Raw genomic sequence first — 16,994 nt, 5'->3', positions numbered from 1 at the left:
CCGTTCTGGCGATTGCAGTCATTTTGCGTTATCGCCGTTAGTGACTGTTTTCTCTGCAAATTCTCTTTTATTTTCAAGCAACCGAATTCAATGCGAATCGTTCTTATTGCATTATCGGGTTCATGGAGGAGAGAGAAATGCGGAAAGTAGCACTTGGACTGGTGGCGCTGATGGCGATTTCGGGCTGCACCACCACTGAAAAAGATCTTTCGATAGGTACTGGCGCAGGCGCCATTATCGGCGGCATCGCCGGTGGCGGACGCGGCGCCTTGATCGGTGCGGGTGCTGGCGCCCTCGGCGGTCTGCTGGTGCGTGAGTTGCGCAATGGCAATTGCCAATATCGCAACCGCCATGGTCAGATTTACGTTGCGCGTTGCAGACGCTAAGTCGAAACGAACAGAGAAACAGTGAAGCCAAAGCGCCGGATCGTCCGGCGCTTTTTTCATTTGTTTGTAATCTAATCCTCCGCTTGGCTTGCTGCATTTCAGCTATTTACCAAGATCAAAAGAGGAACTTTCATCCGACACCTTCGTTTTATAAAAGATTATCGTCATTCATCGCGTTCACTCAGGGAGATGTTCGATGAAACTCGCTTTGAAAGCTGCTCTCGTCGTAGTGGGAGTCTTGTCGGCAGGCGCGGCGCAGGCCGCTAATGCAATCTCCACTGCCAATCTCAATATCCGTACCGGACCAAGTACCGGCTATCCTTCCATGGGCGCTATTCCGGGCGGCGCTCCTGTGACGGTGCATGGCTGCACCTCGGGCTATGGCTGGTGTCAGGTGAGTTATGGCGCGACCCACGGCTGGTCGTCGTCACGCTATATAGCATTTCAGGAAGGAACGGTTGGCAACGGTTATTCCAATGATTTCGGACGCAATGCAGCCCTCATCGGCATTCCGCTGATCGCCGGCGTGGCAATCGGCTCTGCGCTCAACGACCGCGATGATTACTATTATCGTCGCGGTCACTGGGGCGGACGCCCGGATCACCGTTATCGTAACCGCCACTGGGATCGCCCGGGCTGGAACGGTGGCCGTCCCGGCAATCATGGCCCGCGGGCCTATATCCGCCCGCGTGGCAACGAGCCGCGGTAAGATAAAGAAAATGGCGGGGCAAAACCCCGCCATTTTAATTTATTCCGATACAGTCTGCGGATTGAGGTTCAACATCGGTATCGAGCTGTTCGGCAACATGGTCGAAGGCAGCTGCCCGTTCCACCGTTCCGCCTGGGTCAGCGATACCAGACCCGGATTGTCCCGCAACGCATCGCCGCGTGCCTTGATGGCGGTTGCCTCTGCCTCGCCGCGCAAGCGAATGGCTTCCGAATCCGCTTCAGCCTGAAGACGCACCGCATCGGCTTGCGCCTCTGCTTCCGCACGGCGGGCATCGGCTTGTGCCTTGGCCTGCGTCACTGTGATTTCGGCCTGCACCTTTTCGCGCTCGGCGTTCTGCCGCAAGCGCTGTACTTCCACCTCTGCCAGCATGCGCTGCTCAATGGACTGCTCATAGGCATCCGAGAAATCGATATTCTCAATCTGGACGCTATCGACGACAACCGGTCCCCGCACGCTGTTCTGGATGGCTTCTGCAATCTCCTGATTGAGACGGCTGCGTTCCTGAATAGCGGTCACGGCGTTGAATTTACCGAACACCGTCTTGCTTTCCTCGAAGACACGACGCTCGACCAGACGCGAGAGCAGACCGTCCTCGCCGCCATAATTGGCGTAGACTTCCTCGACGCGATCCGGCGGAATGCGATAGTTGACCGACAGATTCATCGTCGCCGGTTGCTGGTCGCGGCTATAGGCTTCCATCTGGTTATAGATCGCCGCTTTCGACTGTACAGAAACCCGCACGATGGTATCGATCATGGGAACCTTGAAACCCAGCCCCGGCTGCGCGACGCCAGCCACAGCGCCATAGCGCAGAATAACGCCGCGCTCACCTTCGTCGATCGTGTACCACGAACCCAGAATAATGCTGAGCAAGACCAGACCGACAAACCCGGCCACCGCCGTTGGAATATAACGCATGCCCTCTCCTCTTTCATTTATTTAAGCTTTGCTGAAATACGCGCAAAAGCTGCAAACAAGAAAGAAAATCGGGCTATATCCACCGAATATTACCGGATTTACTGTGGCCGCAAGGATTTAGCTTGGCTTACGTTCTGCCCGTATATGGAAAACAAATACCGCCGCGTTCACCACCACCGCTCTTGTTGTCGCCATCATTCTTATGGCTCTGCTCGCCAGCTTTCACATGCTGATCGTGGCTACCGCCACGCTGACCGGAGCCGCTCTTATTCTCATTCTTATTGTCGGGCATTGGATATTCCTCCTAGCATTACAGTTGCATATTTATCCAATGTCTGAATCTATGGGTCTCCATGAATGGGAGGTCATGGATGTCAGGTGCATCAATCGAGACGACGCTTGAGCTTTGGGCATCATCGTTGCGCGACGTGAAGGCTCGCATGCGCGGACTGTTTACGCAGGAGCGCGTTGCAGCCTCTGCGAACCTTTTCCTGGACGGCTTACTGGGTGACGAGCGGCGTAAGACAGGTTGGATGCGCGCTGAGGCGGCCGGGGACCCGGCCCGTGGCGGCAACAAGCCATTCTGGGGCGCGGACGTTGGGACGCGGATGCACTTCGTGACATCGTGCGAGAGTATGTCGTGGAAAACCTCGCCACAGATGAAGCAGTCCTGGTCATCGACGAGACAGGCTTCCTCAAGCAGGGCAAGACGTCGTGCGGTGTTCCACGTCAATATATCGGTTCGGCTGGCAAGATAACGAACTGCCAGATCGGTGTGTTCGCCGCCTATGTGTCCGTTCGCGGTCATGCCTTTATCGATCGAGCCCTGTACTTGCCCAAGAGCTGGACTGGCGATCCGGCAAGGCTTTCGGCAACTCATGTTCCTCAGGGTACAGCCTTCGCTACCAAGCCAGGCCTGGCTGTCGATATGATACAGCGAGCATTGGCAGCCGATGTGCCATTTTCATGGGTGGCTGCCGATGCGGTGTATGGCGTTGGGGACGTCGAGGGAACCCTGCGCCGAGCCTGCAAAGGGTACGTTCTCGGGGTTAAATCAGACCACTATTTCGGCTCGTGGTCAGGCAAGCCTCCGGTCGCCGGCACAGCGCAGGAGATCGCCCGTGATCTCGATCCTGAAGCATGGCAGCGTCTTTCCGCCGGTGAAGGCACCAAAGGCGCACGGCTTCATGACTGGGCCTATTGCGAACTCGCCGACCTCCATGCCGACGAATACAACGAGACGAAATCGGGGCTTTGGACCCGTGGCCTCCTGATCCGGCGCATTATCAGCGATGGCGATCTGGCATTCTTCACCACATGGTGCCCGGCCGGGACCGACATCCAGACGCTCGTTTCCGTTGAAGGCCATCGCTGGGCAATCGAAGACAGCTTCGAGACTGCCAAGAACGAGCTCGGACTTGATCACAACGAAACCCGGTCATGGCATGGCTGGCATCGCCACGTTTCCCTCGTCATGCTTGCCTTCGCCATGATGGCGGTGATCCGATACCGCGCCAATGACGCGACGCCCCAAAAAAGACGGCGGATGCCGACCATCACGATTTGATCTGGTGGTCTGTTCAAGAAATTCGACGCATCGCAAACAAACTTGCCCAACGACGTATAAACCCGGCATACGTCATCGCATGGTCCTGCTGGCGCAGGGGCCACCAAGCCATAGCAAGACGGGCTCATCTAAAATCAAAAACGCAACTGTAATGCTAGGCCGTGCACTCATAAATATGCTAGCTATTTGAATAGATTAGTGATTCAAAGGCCTCGGATTTGGAGGTCTTTGATGTCACGTCGCCGCTATGAACTCACAGAACGGGAATGGTCGATTATTGCGCCGCTGTTGCCGTGCAAACCACGTGGCGTTCCACGGGTTGATGATCGCATGGTTCTCAATGGTATTCTGTGGCGCTTCCGCACCGGGTCATCATGGTCAGAAATCCCTGAACGCTATGGGATTGCAACGACCTGTTACAACCGGTTTGTTCGCTGGCGTCGTGCCGGTGTCTGGGATCGGCTTCTGGAAGCTGTCTCAGAGGCCTATGACGGCGATATCGTGATGATCGATAGCACCTGTGTTCGTGTTCACCAACATGGAGCCACAGGAAAAAAGGGGATGCTGACGATGGTTGCATGGGACGTTCCCGTGGCGGCCTCACAAGCAAAATCCACGCGATTGTTGATGCAGAAGGCCGTCCGATCAATCTTTGTCTGACGGGTGGCCAGGTTGCTGACTGCTCTCAGGCTGAAGGTCTCATGGCTTGTATCAAAGAAGGCAGCACGCTGCTTGCCGACAAAGCTTACGACACCGATGCCATCCGCAAGACAGCAGCAGGCTACAAAGTATAGGCCAATATTCCTCCCAAATCCAACCGCAAGGGCGTCTTCGCGTTCTCACCATGGGTGTATCGCCAGAGAAATCTGGTCGAGCGGTTCTTTAACCGCATCAAACACTATCGTGGTATCGCCACACGTTACGATAAAAACCCCGCCAATTTCCTCGCTGCAATCAAACTCATCGCTGTCCGCATCTGGTGCATCAGTTTATGAGTCTACATTTTAACACTACTTTGGTAGATTGATTATTTAGGGCTTCCCTCCGCGGAGTTTCGGTGATTCATAAGGAACCAGCTTTTGAAGGGAGCTGGTGATGAATGCTGATTGGATGGACGACCTCGAGCACTGGCTTCAGCCATTTTTGGCGGGTCTTTCGCATCGAGCCAGACGCAGGATGTGTCCGCTTTACATTGCGGGACTGATTGGGCCAGGCGACCGTAAGAGCGTGCAACCGATGGCCGCGCGCGCAGACGATGTCGGCTACGATCAGCTTCATCATTTTGTTGCGGCCGGGGTTTGGGACAGCTCTCCGCTGGAGGCCGCGCTACTGAAGGAGGCCGATCGTCTGGTCGGCGATCAGGCGGGCTTTCTCGTCATCGACGACACAGCATTACCGAAGAAGGGACAATATTCAGTTGGCGTCGCGCCTCAATACGCTTCGTCGCTTGGCAAGACATCCAATTGCCAGTCACTGGTGTCTGTGACCCTGGCCTCGCGCGAAGTGTCCGTGATGGTGGGCCTTCGGCTCTTCCTGCCCGACACATGGACGAATGATCCTGAGCGGATGAAGCGGGCGCGCGTTCCGAAGGATCGACAGGTCGCTCTTACAAAGCCGGAGATCGCCATCGAAGAGATTGATCGTGTCATCGCTTCAGGCTCGCGTTTTGGCTGTGTGCTTGCTGACGCGGGCTACGGGTCGAGCAGCGCTTTTCGTCAGGCTCTGAGTGAGCGCGGTTTGCTGTGGGCAGTCGGATTATCGCGGCGTCAAAACGTATATCCGGCCGATGTTGATCTGATCTTCCCGGTGGCGACTAGCGGCAGGCGCCGTCAATATCACATCCCGGACCAGCCGCCGGTCTCTGCCGAGGCGATGCTGTCTGGCGAGAAATGGCACAAGATAAGCTGGCGACGTGGCACTAAAGGCCGGCTGACATGCTTGTTTGCGGCTCGACGTGTCCGCGTTGCGGATGGTCATAAGCACCGGATGCTCGACAATCGCATGCAATGCATGCCAGGCGAGGAGATCTGGCTCGTCGGCGAACGCCGGTCGACTGGCGAACAAAAATACTATGTGTCCAACTTACCATCCGATACGAGCCTCAAGATACTTGCCGCCACGATTAAGGCCAGATGGATCTGTGAACAGGCACATCAGCAATTGAAGGAAGAGCTCGGTCTCGACCACTTCGAAGGTCGATCATGGACTGGATTACATAGACACGCCTTGATGACCATGATCGCCTACGCCTTTCTCCAAGCCCGCCGCCTTAAAGCTGCGGGACGGAAAAAAAGAGTCGGCGGTCCACCGCCACAACCGAGCATGCCAGCAATTAGACAAGCCATTCTCGACCTCTTCATGCGGTCGCCACCCGGCAGATGCCCGCACTGTCAGAAGCTCCTGGCACACGCCCGAGAATCTAAACTGCCAAAGTAGTGTTAAGTGCCAAATCGGCACTCAGTTAGAACAGAGCTGCCGCGGGAATGTTTCAAAAATATATCTTCAAAATCGAGTTTGGTACGCTGGCGGACGGAAAGACCCTGAAGGCAACAACCGGGCTTCTGAGAGCTGCAGGCCCCAATTTAATTTGACCCTTTGCGCCTGATTAAGCCGCGCCTCGCCTCCTCGATACACGCCGCCCATCAGCTAACTCGCTGGCGAGGTTCATTAATTTCGGGCAGAGCGATAAATTAATCTTAAATACAAACATTAACGTATCTAATATTTTCTAAAAGAGTATGCTTGTCTCCTAAGTACTAGGAGGCTGAAATGCCGTTTTTTAACGATGCAAGCCGAATATATACAAGTGCGGAAGTCAATTTCTTGCGCAGGTGTTATAATAACGCAGCGATTTTTCTTGAAGAGAGTGACCGTAATTATTCCGCTCAGGAACTCGCATCTTGCGTGATTATGCTTTACACGCGCGGCTTACGTGACCAGTCCTATCTTTCCGAGCTTGCCGCGAGGCTGGCATCTCAACGATACGCGATCCGACACGATATGAGTGTATTGCAGGCTAACTCCAACACCCCCGATGGAACAGCTTTGCTGACCGAAAGTTAGTTTGTCGCAACGATATCAATTCGCTCCACCTTACCTCTTCAAGGTGGGTCGTTTAGATCGGAGGATGCCATGCCTTGGGGTGATCCAGTTGACGTGGAACTTGGTGAAGTGGGCAAATACCGCATTATTACGAGCACGGCAGGAGCTGCTGAGTGCCTTATCGAAGAATGGCCATACGAAGCTCGCGGTAAAGAATACTGGCGAGCGGTAGAAAGCTGTCTGGCGGATATCGAAGGAAAGCGGAGCAATGCTCGGGATCGCTTTATCGCGGCCGCAAAGGCTGCCGACATGACGATACGGCCCTCCAGTTATCATTAGCATTCATCTAAACGAGCGGCGAAATAAGCGTCTGGATGATGTAACCCCGGTGCCTTTGGGATGGACACCGGGGTTTACTTTTTGACCAGAATAACAAGGTTTCGTTGTTCTGTTTTGGGAGGACAACGGAACTAATTTCTCTAGCCAGAGTTTAATCAGCGCAAGAGCACAACTCAGCGTCAGCACACCACTATCGACCAAACCACACTCTCGCTGTCGCGGCCCCGTCTTGCAAATAGGGCGGGGCTTTTTCTCGCAGAGCATTATTCGCCTGGTCGTACGAAGCTCGGCGAATAAAGTGCTGGGCGGACCCGCACACCTTGCCCAGTACGGCCCCGGGGCAGTTTCACCTGCGCCGGGGCTTTTCTTTTATTTCGCACCCGATAATGTGTCGAGGCGTGATGGACTGGTAAATCACTGAATGTTTTGCCCCTCAACACGCAAACCCCGGTGCCCCCCCGGAGCCGGAGTTTCTTTTTTCTGCCAGTCAATTATTCTGGCCATGTTCAGCGTGAACGGAGACGTGACCTGATTGCGTTGAACGACCCCGCCCAGTGCACGCACACTGACCGGGGTTTTCTTTTATTGAGAGTAGTCAAAGAATTTTCACTTGCGTTAAGAGCGGCGACGGTCCGATCTTAAATGCAAAACCACGGCGCCGGGAGAGCGGCTGGGTTTCCTAATTCCGAACCAATGCGACAAATAAGGCACCCGATATTCGATCCGCAAATATCACTTGAAATTTGCCGAAATTGGCGCTGTGGTTGCAAAGGAGGAGCCAGCGATGCCGTTCAGATCCGCAGAATATCAGGGTACATTTAACCCGACTGAACTCGAACAATTACAGCTAGCCTACACCCGCTGCTGTGAGACTCTAGAAATCTGCCCAGCTACACACGAGGGTAAAGACCGAATAGCCCGTCTAGTAATGAGGGTTTTCGAGGAAAGTAACCATGATCCTGAACTGACGGCAATGCGCGCGGCTGAGCTTGCTAGGCTTTTCGACTGATCGCCTGTGTTGACCACCAAGCTAGTTCGCATAAAAATATGAATTGCGCAGTCTTTTCAGACCGATGAAAACCCAACCTGCGCAGCCCCGGCATGGCGTCCTCCTTGCCGGGGTTTACTTTCTTTACTGAACGGTTAAAATTTAACCGTCCCTTGTGGGAGGGGACCAGTCGCTTAACCCCGCGCGCTTTTCGCTGCGGGGTTCTTTTTGCTCTGCGCCTCATCGGCTGTCACGGACACAGAAGAGTGAGCGTCGGCGACAAGAGCCGCACCCACTGCTTCGGCCCATGCGCGCATAATCAGATTCGCCTGCATAGGTGAAAGCTTCACTTCCCGCCCGGCGATGCTGACATATATGTCTCCGCCTCGCCGGGTCGGTTGAAGGTCGCGGATCTCATTCATATCGACCTCAGACCACCATTGACGATGAAAGCGACGAGCGCTGCGCCCAGACCGCTTATGACGATCCACATCAACTTCGACAGGACGCCGCTGATTTTATCAATTTTCTTGTCGAGATCATTGAACCGATTATCCACCTGCTTTCACCGCTCATCTTGTCGTGCGTCGGCAATCTCCACCTGACGCTGCCATTGTTCTAACGCTGTGATACGCGGGATCAGTGCCGTGAGTTGATGCTCAGCAGCGTTTACACGGGAACGGAGGTCGTTTTCTTCCGGCATCACATGCTCCATCACTTCAGTCCCTTGGCAACATCATCATAAAAACCGGCGCAGCGATCGGTTCTGGCATTTTGCCGATCCAGTGCATCGCGCTCGCGCTTCAGGATCGAGCGGATTTCAGCGCCGTCGGTAAGCACCGCATGAGGCTCTCTGGCGCGGCAGTCTTCTGGATAGTCCGGCAGTGTGACGCGAGCCTGTGCCGTCCCTTGAGCCGTTGCCGCGTGTTTCAACTGGCGATCAAGGCTTGGGCAGCCATTCAATGTCAGTGCCATCAAGCCGACAAGCGCGGCCTTCGTCAGCAAGCCGTTTCTCATAGGCCGCTATCTCCTGTTCTGATTGTTCCGATTTGGCTTGTTCTGCCGCCCGTGCATTGGAAAGCTGCTCCTGATACGCCGATATGACGTACTGGCCTGCTGCGATCTGGCGCTGCATCTCTGCGACTTTGGCCTCGGCAGCGATGACTTGCGCCTCCTGAACATAGCCCTGCCGCGCCTCGCGCTCGATCATCGGGTCATGGATCAGGGCATTGAACCCGAGCATCAGAACGATGCCCGCCGCCAGCCCTGTCCCGATTTTGAGATAATCCAGAAGGCCAAGCATCACTTCAGCCCTTCGAGGCAAAGCTTGCGTTCGTCAGCCCGTCGATTGGCAAGGCCTTTAACTACGCGCCCCCCAGCGCGATTGTAGAGGCTGATCGCGTCACAAGCCTTTCGGTAATCTCCCGCGTTCGCATAGCGAGCCACAGACGAACGGCAGAATGCGCCGGTGCCAATGTTATAGCTGAGAGAAAGAAACGCCACGTACGGCTTGTCTGGCACCTTATCCGGGGTGGTCAGGCATCTACGCATACCCATTTCAAAGTCTACGAGAGCACTGCCGAGCATCTTCTTACACTCGTCCATCGTATATCGGTCGCCAAGCTTCACGCCCCGCGTCTCGCCGAAGCAAACCGTGGGCAATCCGTTCGCGAACTGATCGGGATAGGCAACAAGTTTCACGCCTTCCCATGCCCCGACAAGGGCAACCGCCGCCGCCATTGCCGCGCTCGACTTCTTCAATCTACTCGCCATCGCGAAATTCCTTCTGTGAAACGATGCGCGCAACAACGGCTCCTGCCGTGATGATCAGCGACAGAGCAGCAAACGCGCCGGTTGGGATGGGTAGAGCGTCACCGATCAGTGGTAGCGCGACTTCAAGGCCGGAAAGAATACCGGCGAGCAAAAGCAAACGGATGCTCCACGCGCACGTGAGCACCCGCTTCCAGTCGGAAACGAGTTTCATGGGTTGCTTATCTTTCGGATGGCAGGCAGGCCGAGGGTTATTGCCAGCTTTGGCCGGCGCTACAAATTTTCGTACTCGACCCTTGAAATGCGGCGAAGCATCACTAAATCGGAGCCGTCATTCCAACACACTTCGTTCGATCAAATGGAGGTTTCGATGAGCGACCGTTTGTTTGACAGTCCAATTTTTGTAAAGGACGGCAAGTTTCTGATCAGAGAGATTGCAGGACCGATAGACGCGATCGATTTTCTTTATGAATGGCCACAGGATGATCGGGACGTCATTTATGAAGTGGCATGGAGCGCCTGTTGTGACGCTCACAGCGGGCAGAAACCGCTAATTGTGGCGCAAAACGCCTTTGAAGGCTTCGCTCGAAAACGCAACATTCTCGAAAAACCTGAGGCTGCTATGCCGTGGATGACTTCCCGTAGCACTGGTGGTGGCCGCGTTCCGGTATGAGGGAAGAATGATGCATTGGTATTTTCTGATTGAAGTCCCCATCCTCGCTGCATTGCTCTGTGTCATATCCGTGCTTGTCTGGGACACCAGACGGCGGCAATAACTTTAAACCCCGGCTGGTCCGGGGTTTTTGTTTCGATTTTGAATAATTTGTTACAGCACGTCTGCTTGGCTGGGTCGCTTTAATCTATTAGCCTCAGGGTTGCGCGTCGCAATACCCTCTAACCCATTGTTGGCGCGCGGGCCCCGGACCAGGATTCCCTCCTCCCGGGGCTTTTTGTTCAATTTATACGTGCCAAATTAACCTTCTCCCGCCACGCGAGTTATAGGGCCGGGAGGATCATAGATGAGTTGGTGGTTTATCGGAGCGATAATTGTAGCGCTGCTCGCCCTGATCGGCTTTATGATCTGGATAGAGAAGAATCGCGAATGACGATCTTCAATCTCACAATCTCAGATCATATGATTGTATTGGGCGTCGTCATTGCCGCTCTATTCGCAGCGTGCTTCTTGCTATGGCGACTTCCTCGCTGATTGTTTTCTTGCCTAAATGGCCATTCAGAATACGAATTTAGAAAGGATATCTTATCATCAACAACCGCTTAACCTTCGCGCAAGGTTCATCTCCCAGCATGTAAACTGTGAATATTAAGCGGGGTAATTATAAGTGAATGAAAACCGTAAGCGAGAGCGCCGTGGCCGCCCCAAGAACCCAATTGAAAAGGTTAGCATTTCAATAAGGCTGGAATTGGATTTGGTGCTCAAAATGCAAGCATCAAACCCCAATTGGCGTGAGAATATCGCGGATCTGGTAAGGCGGGAATATCAAACAGAACCAGATTGAATAAGCGACCTTCTGGCCGCCCATTCTACAAGTGTTATCGATCAGTACTAAACGCAATAAAGCCAGAATTCGAGCGTGCCAGACTGTGCCGACACCTTCGATTTCGATATCACGCCGCAAGCAACTCCGCCGACCGCACCGACGCCCGCTGTTACGGTTCTACCGCCTATCTCTGTAAGCAGCGTATTCGTTGTAAGCTTCGCGTTAAGTGCCGTCTGTACTGCGGTGCTGATTGGCAGGCCCGATTTGGCCTGCAAGGTGCCATCGCCTTGCAAGTACTGGTCAGTGGTTCCGGTTGCCAAGGCCAACAATGCACGCCCAAGCGTTCCGATATCAATCGGCGCTACATCGCCATTGGCGTCCGTGACAAGTGCTTTGTTTGCCGCGAGCGCGATCTGTTTAAGTGCGCCCGCTGCATCCGTCTGCAAAATCTGACGTGCTGCCAGCGTCAGCGCCGCCAACTTGCCCAGACTGTCATTCGGGTCTTGAATGCCAAATGTGGCCGGGTCGGCCAAATCCATCGTGCCGACGCCGGTAAAGATAGGGACCAGTCCTGCGGAGCCGACAAGAGCGGCAAACGCTTCAACATTCCCGCTGGACAACAGATCGATCAAATTGCGAACCGCACCCTGACCGGCTGCCGTCTGGCTGGAAGCGGATACGAAGCGCTAGGCCGCTTCCTGCTGCCGCTGCTGGGCAAGGCAGAAACATAGTGCCGCTATTCTGGCCGGTGATGGACGCGATAATCAGGACATGACCGGAAGGCGCGATAATGGCGTCACCAGCCTGTACAGCTGCCGTCTTGAGCGCTGAACCGGTCGTGGTGAAGTTCGCGCTGCCGGAGGTTAAATCCAGAACACCTATGTCGTAGTCGGGGCGCACTGCCATTATGCATTCCTCTTCGTCTTCTGAGCGACCTCGAGGTCTTTGTTGCGCTGCTCAAGCTCGATGCGGAAAGCTTCGTTCTGGGCTTCGAGAATGGACATCTGGGCGCGCATAGAGTTCGGCAACACGGCCAGCACAAACTGTCCAAGCGCACCCATGGCGCAGATAGACGAGGCAATCGCGCCGACAGCCGCCGCCACTGGTCCCGCATGGGCGAGCGAAATCGTCGCCAGCATGAACCATACGGCGTAGAACAGAACCCGAAGTGATTTCATTGCTAAATCCGGAATGCCCTTTCGGCAGCCAGAAGATCGACCGTTCCGAGCCCGGAGGCATCAGGACGAAGCACAAAGATGCGAGGGCCGTTCACCACGCCTAGCGCCCACAAAGCGCTGTCATCGATACGCGCAGCGGCGATATCGCCAACTGCAGCATGTGAGGGATGGATTTCCTCAAACTGTGAGGCTGCAAGTTCGGCATGGTTCTCGAAACCGTCTTTTCGAAGCAGCCTCAGACCGCCGATAAGCGTCTTGTAGCGGCCTCGGTACTTTTCCGCGGGATCGTGTCCAGTCATCGCCAGAACAGCGCCAGCGGCCCAGAGCGCGCAATCATGCTGCCCCCAGATGAACGGCTTCGACATCACCGAATGAACATAGTCATTTAGAGCCGTTCGCCAGTACGTGAAGCGTTCAGCCATTGACCTTGCCCTTCTTCTGGCCCCAGAAAAATTCCCACTGTCCAGCGACATCGGAGTATTTGCGAAACCGGTCGCCCGAACGCAGACGCTGTGATCCCTCACGCCTGCCGGTGAAGAACGGGACCAACGCAATCACACCAATCGAGATCGGGCCTTGCCCATACAAGGGCGTCGGCACGGTCAGGTGACCCTTCGCCTACGTAACCGGAGGCCGTGAAGTTGCACATCTGGTCTTCAAGATCGGGGAAAATGCCCACGTGGTGCACTTTGCCTTGTTCGTACAAGGCGCTGATCGGCTCGGCTCGAACAGCCTTGGCATTATCCAATGACGTATCTATCGGGCTTTTGCCCCATCTGACGGCTTTTCGAATGTCCGCGAACGCAATCTTCGCCAATTCATCAACGATGCGCTCTTTCGTGATTTCAAGCTTAGCTGCGGTCTTTTCTCGCCCTTTGGCAATCGCTTCCTGCACCAAAACATTTAACAACAGGCGGGATCTTTGCTGTTGAGCCGTCTTCTCACTGTACCCCGCCCGTATCGCTGCCTGAGTGGCGTTCAGATCAATCAGGTATTCAGCGACAAACCGCTCTTGCTTTGCCGTAAGTGTCACAGGATACTCCGAATTGGGGAAATCAACGGTTGGGACGGCCATGGCATTCAGACCAGAGGAACATTCGATTGTAGTTCAGGCTGCGTTCTGGATGACGTCGACAGCGCTACTCGTTGGGTTAGCCACGTTTCTAATATCGATAGCCGCCGTACTGGTGAAAACGGGAAGTCTTGTCGAGCGCGTGGAAGATCGAGAACTGGGCACCGGTCATCGTATGGGGAAAAGGTTCAGCCGACTAACGCCATTCTTTACGGATCCCAGCTTTCGGGCACTCCGAGCCGCTCTGTTCGGTAGCCTCACTGCTGTTCTTCTATCGTTCATTATTCTATTTGCGATGATCGCTTCGTTGGGTAGCTGATCTCTCTTGTTTCGGCGTGAGACTCACGGTTGTAATCCTGATGGGCAAAAGGAGGAGGTTTAGATGACGGCCACGAAAAAAGCAGTTCTGATGCCAGCTATGTCGCTCGCACTCGTGCTAACTGCCACGACGATCTCATTCGCTGACTGCGACGACGCTGTTAACAGCTATAACTCAGCAACGAGCGATATAGAAAGCGCTCTTAAGCGATATGCCAATTGCGTCAGCGAAAGCCAAGGCCGAGACGATTGCTACTCTGAGTTTCGCCGATTGCGAAGCGCACAGGATGATTTTGAATCAGCTGTTTCCAGCTATGGCAGTGAATGCGGTTGAGTCCGTCTTCATTGCAATGGCGCAGATAAAGGCGCATGGTGATGTTCTCGGCAGCAATTGACACGGGCGCTGCGGACAAGGGGACGACCCCAGCCCTAACAAAAGGAAGATTTTTATGTCTTCCAATATCTACAACCGGTTCCTTCGAAAACTTGATCTGAAGTCGTTGCGTGAAGCAATTCTTCGCACGCATGTAAGTGGTTCTTCAAACGACGCTCCTCCATCCATATTGAACGAAGATGAGGGGCCAATGTCAGCGTTCTTAGCAACCCGACGCGATCCGATAAAAATGCTGGATTTGTTAGGCTTTCGAAAAACCGAGGAAGCCACAAACCAGACGCGCACCGGCTCAGCGGGCCAAAAAGAGGACGGTGAGCTGCCGGCTAAGCCCCCCTTTCCAATTCCTAGTATAATAGCTGAACGCATCGCTAGAATAGCACGTCGTGGTCGATGAAACGGAAAAATCGAGCCATTATTCAGATATCAATATTTGCGCTTTTTATTCTAGTTACAGTACTTGTGTGGTTGGGCTTCTTGACCCCCATCGATGTCTAGATATTCTTGAAATCGTATTTTAGGCCGAAAAGCAGAGCACTTTTCTCGTTCTTGATAAGATTAGCGTGATGTCGCGCTACACTTGAATTTTGACGTTTGCCGTTTCCACACGCCCGGCCCACATCTTAGCCTTAATTGCTTTCCGGTCACATAAGGCGCATAGTAAATATCACGACAGCATTTGGAACGGGCGCTGTCGTTCAGGCTTCAAAAGCCTAGCCCGCAACGAAGGAGGACGTCATGTCTTCCATAGCCTTGAACTCCAGAAACATTACTATGATTTCCCGCCTTCTTAGGAATGCTCGCAAACCGGGAGACACCCAGGCTTTGCGCACCGGTGCGGCGAGATACCTAACACGTCGTTTTCAGGAAGGCACCTATGATGAATACAGCCTTCGGATCGCGCTAAAGTCGTTCATCGATAAACACCGGATAATGGCAGAGACCATTGATCGGTAGGACGTTGAGGGCGGAGCCCAGGAAACTAAAAGGAGGGCACAATGGCTCAGAGCATCGAAGAAAAACTAGCGGAACAGATCACAATACTGCGTGAGCAAATAAAAGATTTGTCCTCCAGAGCAGCTAAACAAACAAGCAGCGCCTCCGAAAGCGTAGAACACGCCTTTCACACAACAACCGACGTCGTAAGCGACATCGCAACCGAGGCGCGGGATCAAGGGCAAAAGGCTATTCAGTACACCAAAGACAATCCCGGTATCATTTCTGTTTGGGCCGCCGTCGGTGTGACTGCGGCGATAGCGTATCTTCTGTTACAACGTCGCTAGTTTGCTGAGGGAATACTCGCCCACCGGCGCCTATCGACTAACACTCTAAAGGCGATAGCTATCTGAAATACGCAGAGGCGTTTGAGGGCCGATGGCTTCTTATTACAGGTACCCGATGAAACCAGAAACCGTAACTAAAATACTCATTGGCATTTTTCTCTTAATATTGATGTGGTGCTTGTACCTCGTGTTGGGCACGTCATACTGACCTTCCGCTCAAGGCGGGGCTGAAAAGAGCGCATATTCAATTTATTAATGCGCTTGTCAGCCCCTTTCGGGCGAGGCTCTCACAACGTCTTTACGCCACCATTAACCGACTACGCTATCTTCGCTTGCCGTCAGCTACATGCGAGGAACCGACGCTCGATAACTGCGCAGCGGTTTGCATGTCCTGCCATGGATACAAAACCCGCACGGTTGATACACCACGTGCTGCGAAAACCAAACGGATGAGCGACAAGGCAAAGGGCATCGTTCGACCAAAAGGCACGATCAAAAGCGCTGGCTTCCCGAAATACGAAAAGCCCGGTCGCATCGACAAATCCGCCCTTCCCACATTGCCATTGTCCCGACTGATGCAGTCAGGGATTGCGAGGACGCGCCCATGACCATCCCAGAACAGGCAGTACAGGCGGAAACACTCTGGGCCGTCAATACCCACGATCCTGACGATCTGATTGCAGCGCCAGATTATCTATCGGCTGTTCGCATGTCGAATGCTTTCAATGCATGGTGGCTGAGCCTGAAAGTGAAGCATCCGCACAATGACGCTATTGACGCTCGCATGTGGGCCGTTCCTACCGATTGGCCGGAGAACGATGCACAAGCACACGCTGATGAACTGTCGAAGCCACACCCGGAATATCAGTGGTTGCGAGATGCTTCTGCCGCCCCTCACCTAGCAGCGGTGTGGGTGAACGTGGATGAGATCGAAGCGGCCCGCAAAGCCGTGGAAGAACTTGCACATGTTCAGATGAACCTGCCACTTGAAGACTGGTCGCGCATTTCTTCGGCCATCCTCTCCGCGCTTGAGCCATCCGCAGCGCGTGAGCTGGCGTTGGAGGATAGCTTTCGGAAAGGTCTGGAAGCTGCTTGCGAGGTTATCGACGCCCACAGCGAATATGACCTACAATTGTGCTGCAATGGTCGCGAATGCGGCTGCGGCGGCGCGACCGTTCATCAATCCATGCAGCATTATATCCGCGCCCTCCATCCAGTAGCGGATAAGCCCGACGAAGCGGGGGCGCAGGGCATCGAACGCGGGAAATTTTATCATCACCAGTGGCCGATGGAAAAACTATTGGAAGCCCGAAGAGACGGGCTTGTCGATCACAGCGGCGGCGAAGCGTGGCGATATGAATACAGCCACAAGGACGAACACGGCAAATACGATATCCTGTACCGCCCCGTAAAAATCTCGACTATTCTTGCTCGTCTCCCTACTCCTCCAAGCAGTGAGGTGGCGTGATGGGGAAGCTTTCCTTTGACGCTCGCGTAATCGCACAATCCGTGT

At 54.1% G+C, this 16,994-nt stretch carries 23 protein-coding genes and 3 pseudogenes; 13 read left to right on the top strand and 13 right to left on the bottom strand.

Annotated features, from left to right (window positions below):
• The first annotated feature begins 137 nt into the window (after window positions 1–137).
• Window positions 138–386 carry a YMGG-like glycine zipper-containing protein gene (locus FHW03_RS08160; RefSeq protein WP_113533938.1) on the top strand — a complete coding sequence of 83 codons (249 nt, stop codon included), beginning with the start codon at window positions 138–140 and terminating at the stop codon, window positions 384–386.
• 196 nt (window positions 387–582) lie between these two features.
• Complete coding sequence (locus FHW03_RS08155; RefSeq protein ID WP_182520192.1) at window positions 583–1,095, top strand: SH3 domain-containing protein; 513 nt, start codon at window positions 583–585, stop codon at window positions 1,093–1,095.
• Window positions 1,096–1,134: 39 nt separating this feature from the next.
• Here the strand turns inward: FHW03_RS08155 and FHW03_RS08150 are convergent, their stop codons facing one another.
• A complete protein-coding gene (locus FHW03_RS08150) occupies window positions 1,135–2,034 on the bottom strand; it encodes a prohibitin family protein (RefSeq protein WP_182520191.1) in 900 nt (299 codons plus the stop codon).
• A gap of 127 nt (window positions 2,035–2,161) precedes the next feature.
• Window positions 2,162–2,326 (bottom strand): hypothetical protein, encoded by a 165-nt coding sequence (locus FHW03_RS08145; RefSeq protein WP_182520190.1) that lies wholly within the window; start codon window positions 2,324–2,326, stop codon window positions 2,162–2,164.
• Window positions 2,327–2,405: 79 nt separating this feature from the next.
• Here FHW03_RS08145 and FHW03_RS08140 point away from each other — a divergent pair.
• The 5 genes and pseudogenes from FHW03_RS08140 (at window position 2,406) to FHW03_RS08120 (ending at window position 6,982) form a co-directional block, all read left to right on the top strand.
• Window positions 2,406–3,601, top strand: a pseudogene (locus FHW03_RS08140) (IS701 family transposase).
• Window positions 3,602–3,832: 231 nt separating this feature from the next.
• A pseudogene (locus FHW03_RS08135) lies at window positions 3,833–4,596 on the top strand (IS5 family transposase).
• A gap of 100 nt (window positions 4,597–4,696) precedes the next feature.
• Window positions 4,697–6,024: pseudogene (locus tag FHW03_RS08130) on the top strand (IS701 family transposase).
• A gap of 346 nt (window positions 6,025–6,370) precedes the next feature.
• Complete coding sequence (locus FHW03_RS08125; RefSeq protein ID WP_377514420.1) at window positions 6,371–6,664, top strand: hypothetical protein; 294 nt, start codon at window positions 6,371–6,373, stop codon at window positions 6,662–6,664.
• 69 nt (window positions 6,665–6,733) lie between these two features.
• The gene (locus tag FHW03_RS08120; protein ID WP_182520189.1) at window positions 6,734–6,982 is read left to right on the top strand and encodes a DUF982 domain-containing protein; all 249 of its coding nucleotides are present in this window, start codon (window positions 6,734–6,736) and stop codon (window positions 6,980–6,982) included.
• 1,406 nt (window positions 6,983–8,388) lie between these two features.
• On the opposite strand, the gene FHW03_RS08115 is transcribed toward FHW03_RS08120, so the two are convergent.
• The 6 genes from FHW03_RS08115 to FHW03_RS08090 are packed head-to-tail and all read right to left on the bottom strand — an operon-like array spanning window position 8,389 to window position 9,954.
• Window positions 8,389–8,529 (bottom strand): hypothetical protein, encoded by a 141-nt coding sequence (locus FHW03_RS08115; protein ID WP_182520188.1) that lies wholly within the window; start codon window positions 8,527–8,529, stop codon window positions 8,389–8,391.
• 6 nt (window positions 8,530–8,535) lie between these two features.
• A complete protein-coding gene (locus FHW03_RS08110; protein WP_182520187.1) occupies window positions 8,536–8,673 on the bottom strand; it encodes a hypothetical protein in 138 nt (45 codons plus the stop codon).
• An 11-nt stretch (window positions 8,674–8,684) separates the two neighbouring features.
• Window positions 8,685–8,945, bottom strand: a complete 261-nt coding sequence (locus tag FHW03_RS08105; RefSeq protein WP_377514417.1) for a hypothetical protein — start codon at window positions 8,943–8,945, stop codon at window positions 8,685–8,687.
• Window positions 8,911–9,273, bottom strand: coding sequence for a hypothetical protein (locus tag FHW03_RS08100; RefSeq protein WP_182520186.1), 363 nt, complete (start codon window positions 9,271–9,273; stop codon window positions 8,911–8,913). The genes FHW03_RS08105 and FHW03_RS08100 overlap by 35 nt, the downstream gene beginning before the upstream one ends.
• Entirely contained in the window at window positions 9,273–9,743 is a 471-nt protein-coding gene (locus tag FHW03_RS08095; protein WP_377514415.1) for a lysozyme, read from the bottom strand. The genes FHW03_RS08100 and FHW03_RS08095 overlap by 1 nt, the downstream gene beginning before the upstream one ends.
• Window positions 9,733–9,954: a hypothetical protein gene (locus FHW03_RS08090; RefSeq protein WP_182520185.1), complete on the bottom strand. Its 222-nt coding sequence runs from the start codon at window positions 9,952–9,954 to the stop codon at window positions 9,733–9,735. The genes FHW03_RS08095 and FHW03_RS08090 overlap by 11 nt, the downstream gene beginning before the upstream one ends.
• 156 nt (window positions 9,955–10,110) lie before the next feature.
• Between FHW03_RS08090 and FHW03_RS08085 the strand changes: the two genes are divergently transcribed.
• A complete protein-coding gene (locus tag FHW03_RS08085; RefSeq protein WP_182520184.1) occupies window positions 10,111–10,413 on the top strand; it encodes a DUF982 domain-containing protein in 303 nt (100 codons plus the stop codon).
• Window positions 10,414–11,304: 891 nt separating this feature from the next.
• Here FHW03_RS08085 and FHW03_RS08080 read toward each other — a convergent pair.
• The 5 genes from FHW03_RS08080 to FHW03_RS08060 form a co-directional block, all read right to left on the bottom strand.
• Window positions 11,305–11,871 (bottom strand): hypothetical protein, encoded by a 567-nt coding sequence (locus tag FHW03_RS08080; protein ID WP_182520183.1) that lies wholly within the window; start codon window positions 11,869–11,871, stop codon window positions 11,305–11,307.
• On the bottom strand, window positions 11,840–12,145 hold the full coding sequence (locus tag FHW03_RS08075) for a hypothetical protein (RefSeq protein ID WP_182520182.1): 306 nt from the start codon (window positions 12,143–12,145) through the stop codon (window positions 11,840–11,842). Before FHW03_RS08075 ends, FHW03_RS08080 begins: the two co-directional genes overlap by 32 nt.
• Complete coding sequence (locus tag FHW03_RS08070) at window positions 12,145–12,417, bottom strand: hypothetical protein (RefSeq protein WP_182520494.1); 273 nt, start codon at window positions 12,415–12,417, stop codon at window positions 12,145–12,147. Before FHW03_RS08070 ends, FHW03_RS08075 begins: the two co-directional genes overlap by 1 nt.
• A 2-nt stretch (window positions 12,418–12,419) precedes the next feature.
• A complete protein-coding gene (locus tag FHW03_RS08065; protein WP_210277209.1) occupies window positions 12,420–12,839 on the bottom strand; it encodes a DUF6950 family protein in 420 nt (139 codons plus the stop codon).
• Between the two features lie 98 nt (window positions 12,840–12,937).
• A complete protein-coding gene (locus tag FHW03_RS08060) occupies window positions 12,938–13,492 on the bottom strand; it encodes a terminase small subunit (RefSeq protein WP_210277208.1) in 555 nt (184 codons plus the stop codon).
• Window positions 13,493–13,871: 379 nt separating this feature from the next.
• On the opposite strand from FHW03_RS08060, the gene FHW03_RS08055 reads away from it, so the two are divergent.
• The 5 genes from FHW03_RS08055 (at window position 13,872) to FHW03_RS08035 (ending at window position 16,949) form a co-directional block, all read left to right on the top strand.
• Entirely contained in the window at window positions 13,872–14,141 is a 270-nt protein-coding gene (locus FHW03_RS08055; RefSeq protein ID WP_182520180.1) for a hypothetical protein, read from the top strand.
• 115 nt (window positions 14,142–14,256) lie between these two features.
• A complete protein-coding gene (locus FHW03_RS08050) occupies window positions 14,257–14,595 on the top strand; it encodes a hypothetical protein (protein ID WP_182520179.1) in 339 nt (112 codons plus the stop codon).
• A 601-nt stretch (window positions 14,596–15,196) separates the two neighbouring features.
• Entirely contained in the window at window positions 15,197–15,481 is a 285-nt protein-coding gene (locus tag FHW03_RS08045) for a hypothetical protein (RefSeq protein WP_182520178.1), read from the top strand.
• A gap of 449 nt (window positions 15,482–15,930) precedes the next feature.
• Complete coding sequence (locus tag FHW03_RS08040) at window positions 15,931–16,089, top strand: hypothetical protein (protein WP_182520177.1); 159 nt, start codon at window positions 15,931–15,933, stop codon at window positions 16,087–16,089.
• Window positions 16,086–16,949 carry a hypothetical protein gene (locus FHW03_RS08035; RefSeq protein ID WP_182520176.1) on the top strand — a complete coding sequence of 288 codons (864 nt, stop codon included), beginning with the start codon at window positions 16,086–16,088 and terminating at the stop codon, window positions 16,947–16,949. The genes FHW03_RS08040 and FHW03_RS08035 overlap by 4 nt, the downstream gene beginning before the upstream one ends.
• Window positions 16,950–16,994 lie beyond the last annotated feature (45 nt).

The sequence above is a fragment of the Ochrobactrum sp. RH2CCR150 genome (assembly GCA_014138095.1).
GTDB lineage: Bacteria > Pseudomonadota > Alphaproteobacteria > Rhizobiales > Rhizobiaceae > Brucella > Brucella gambitense.
This window is presented reverse-complemented; position numbering and strand designations above follow the sequence as displayed.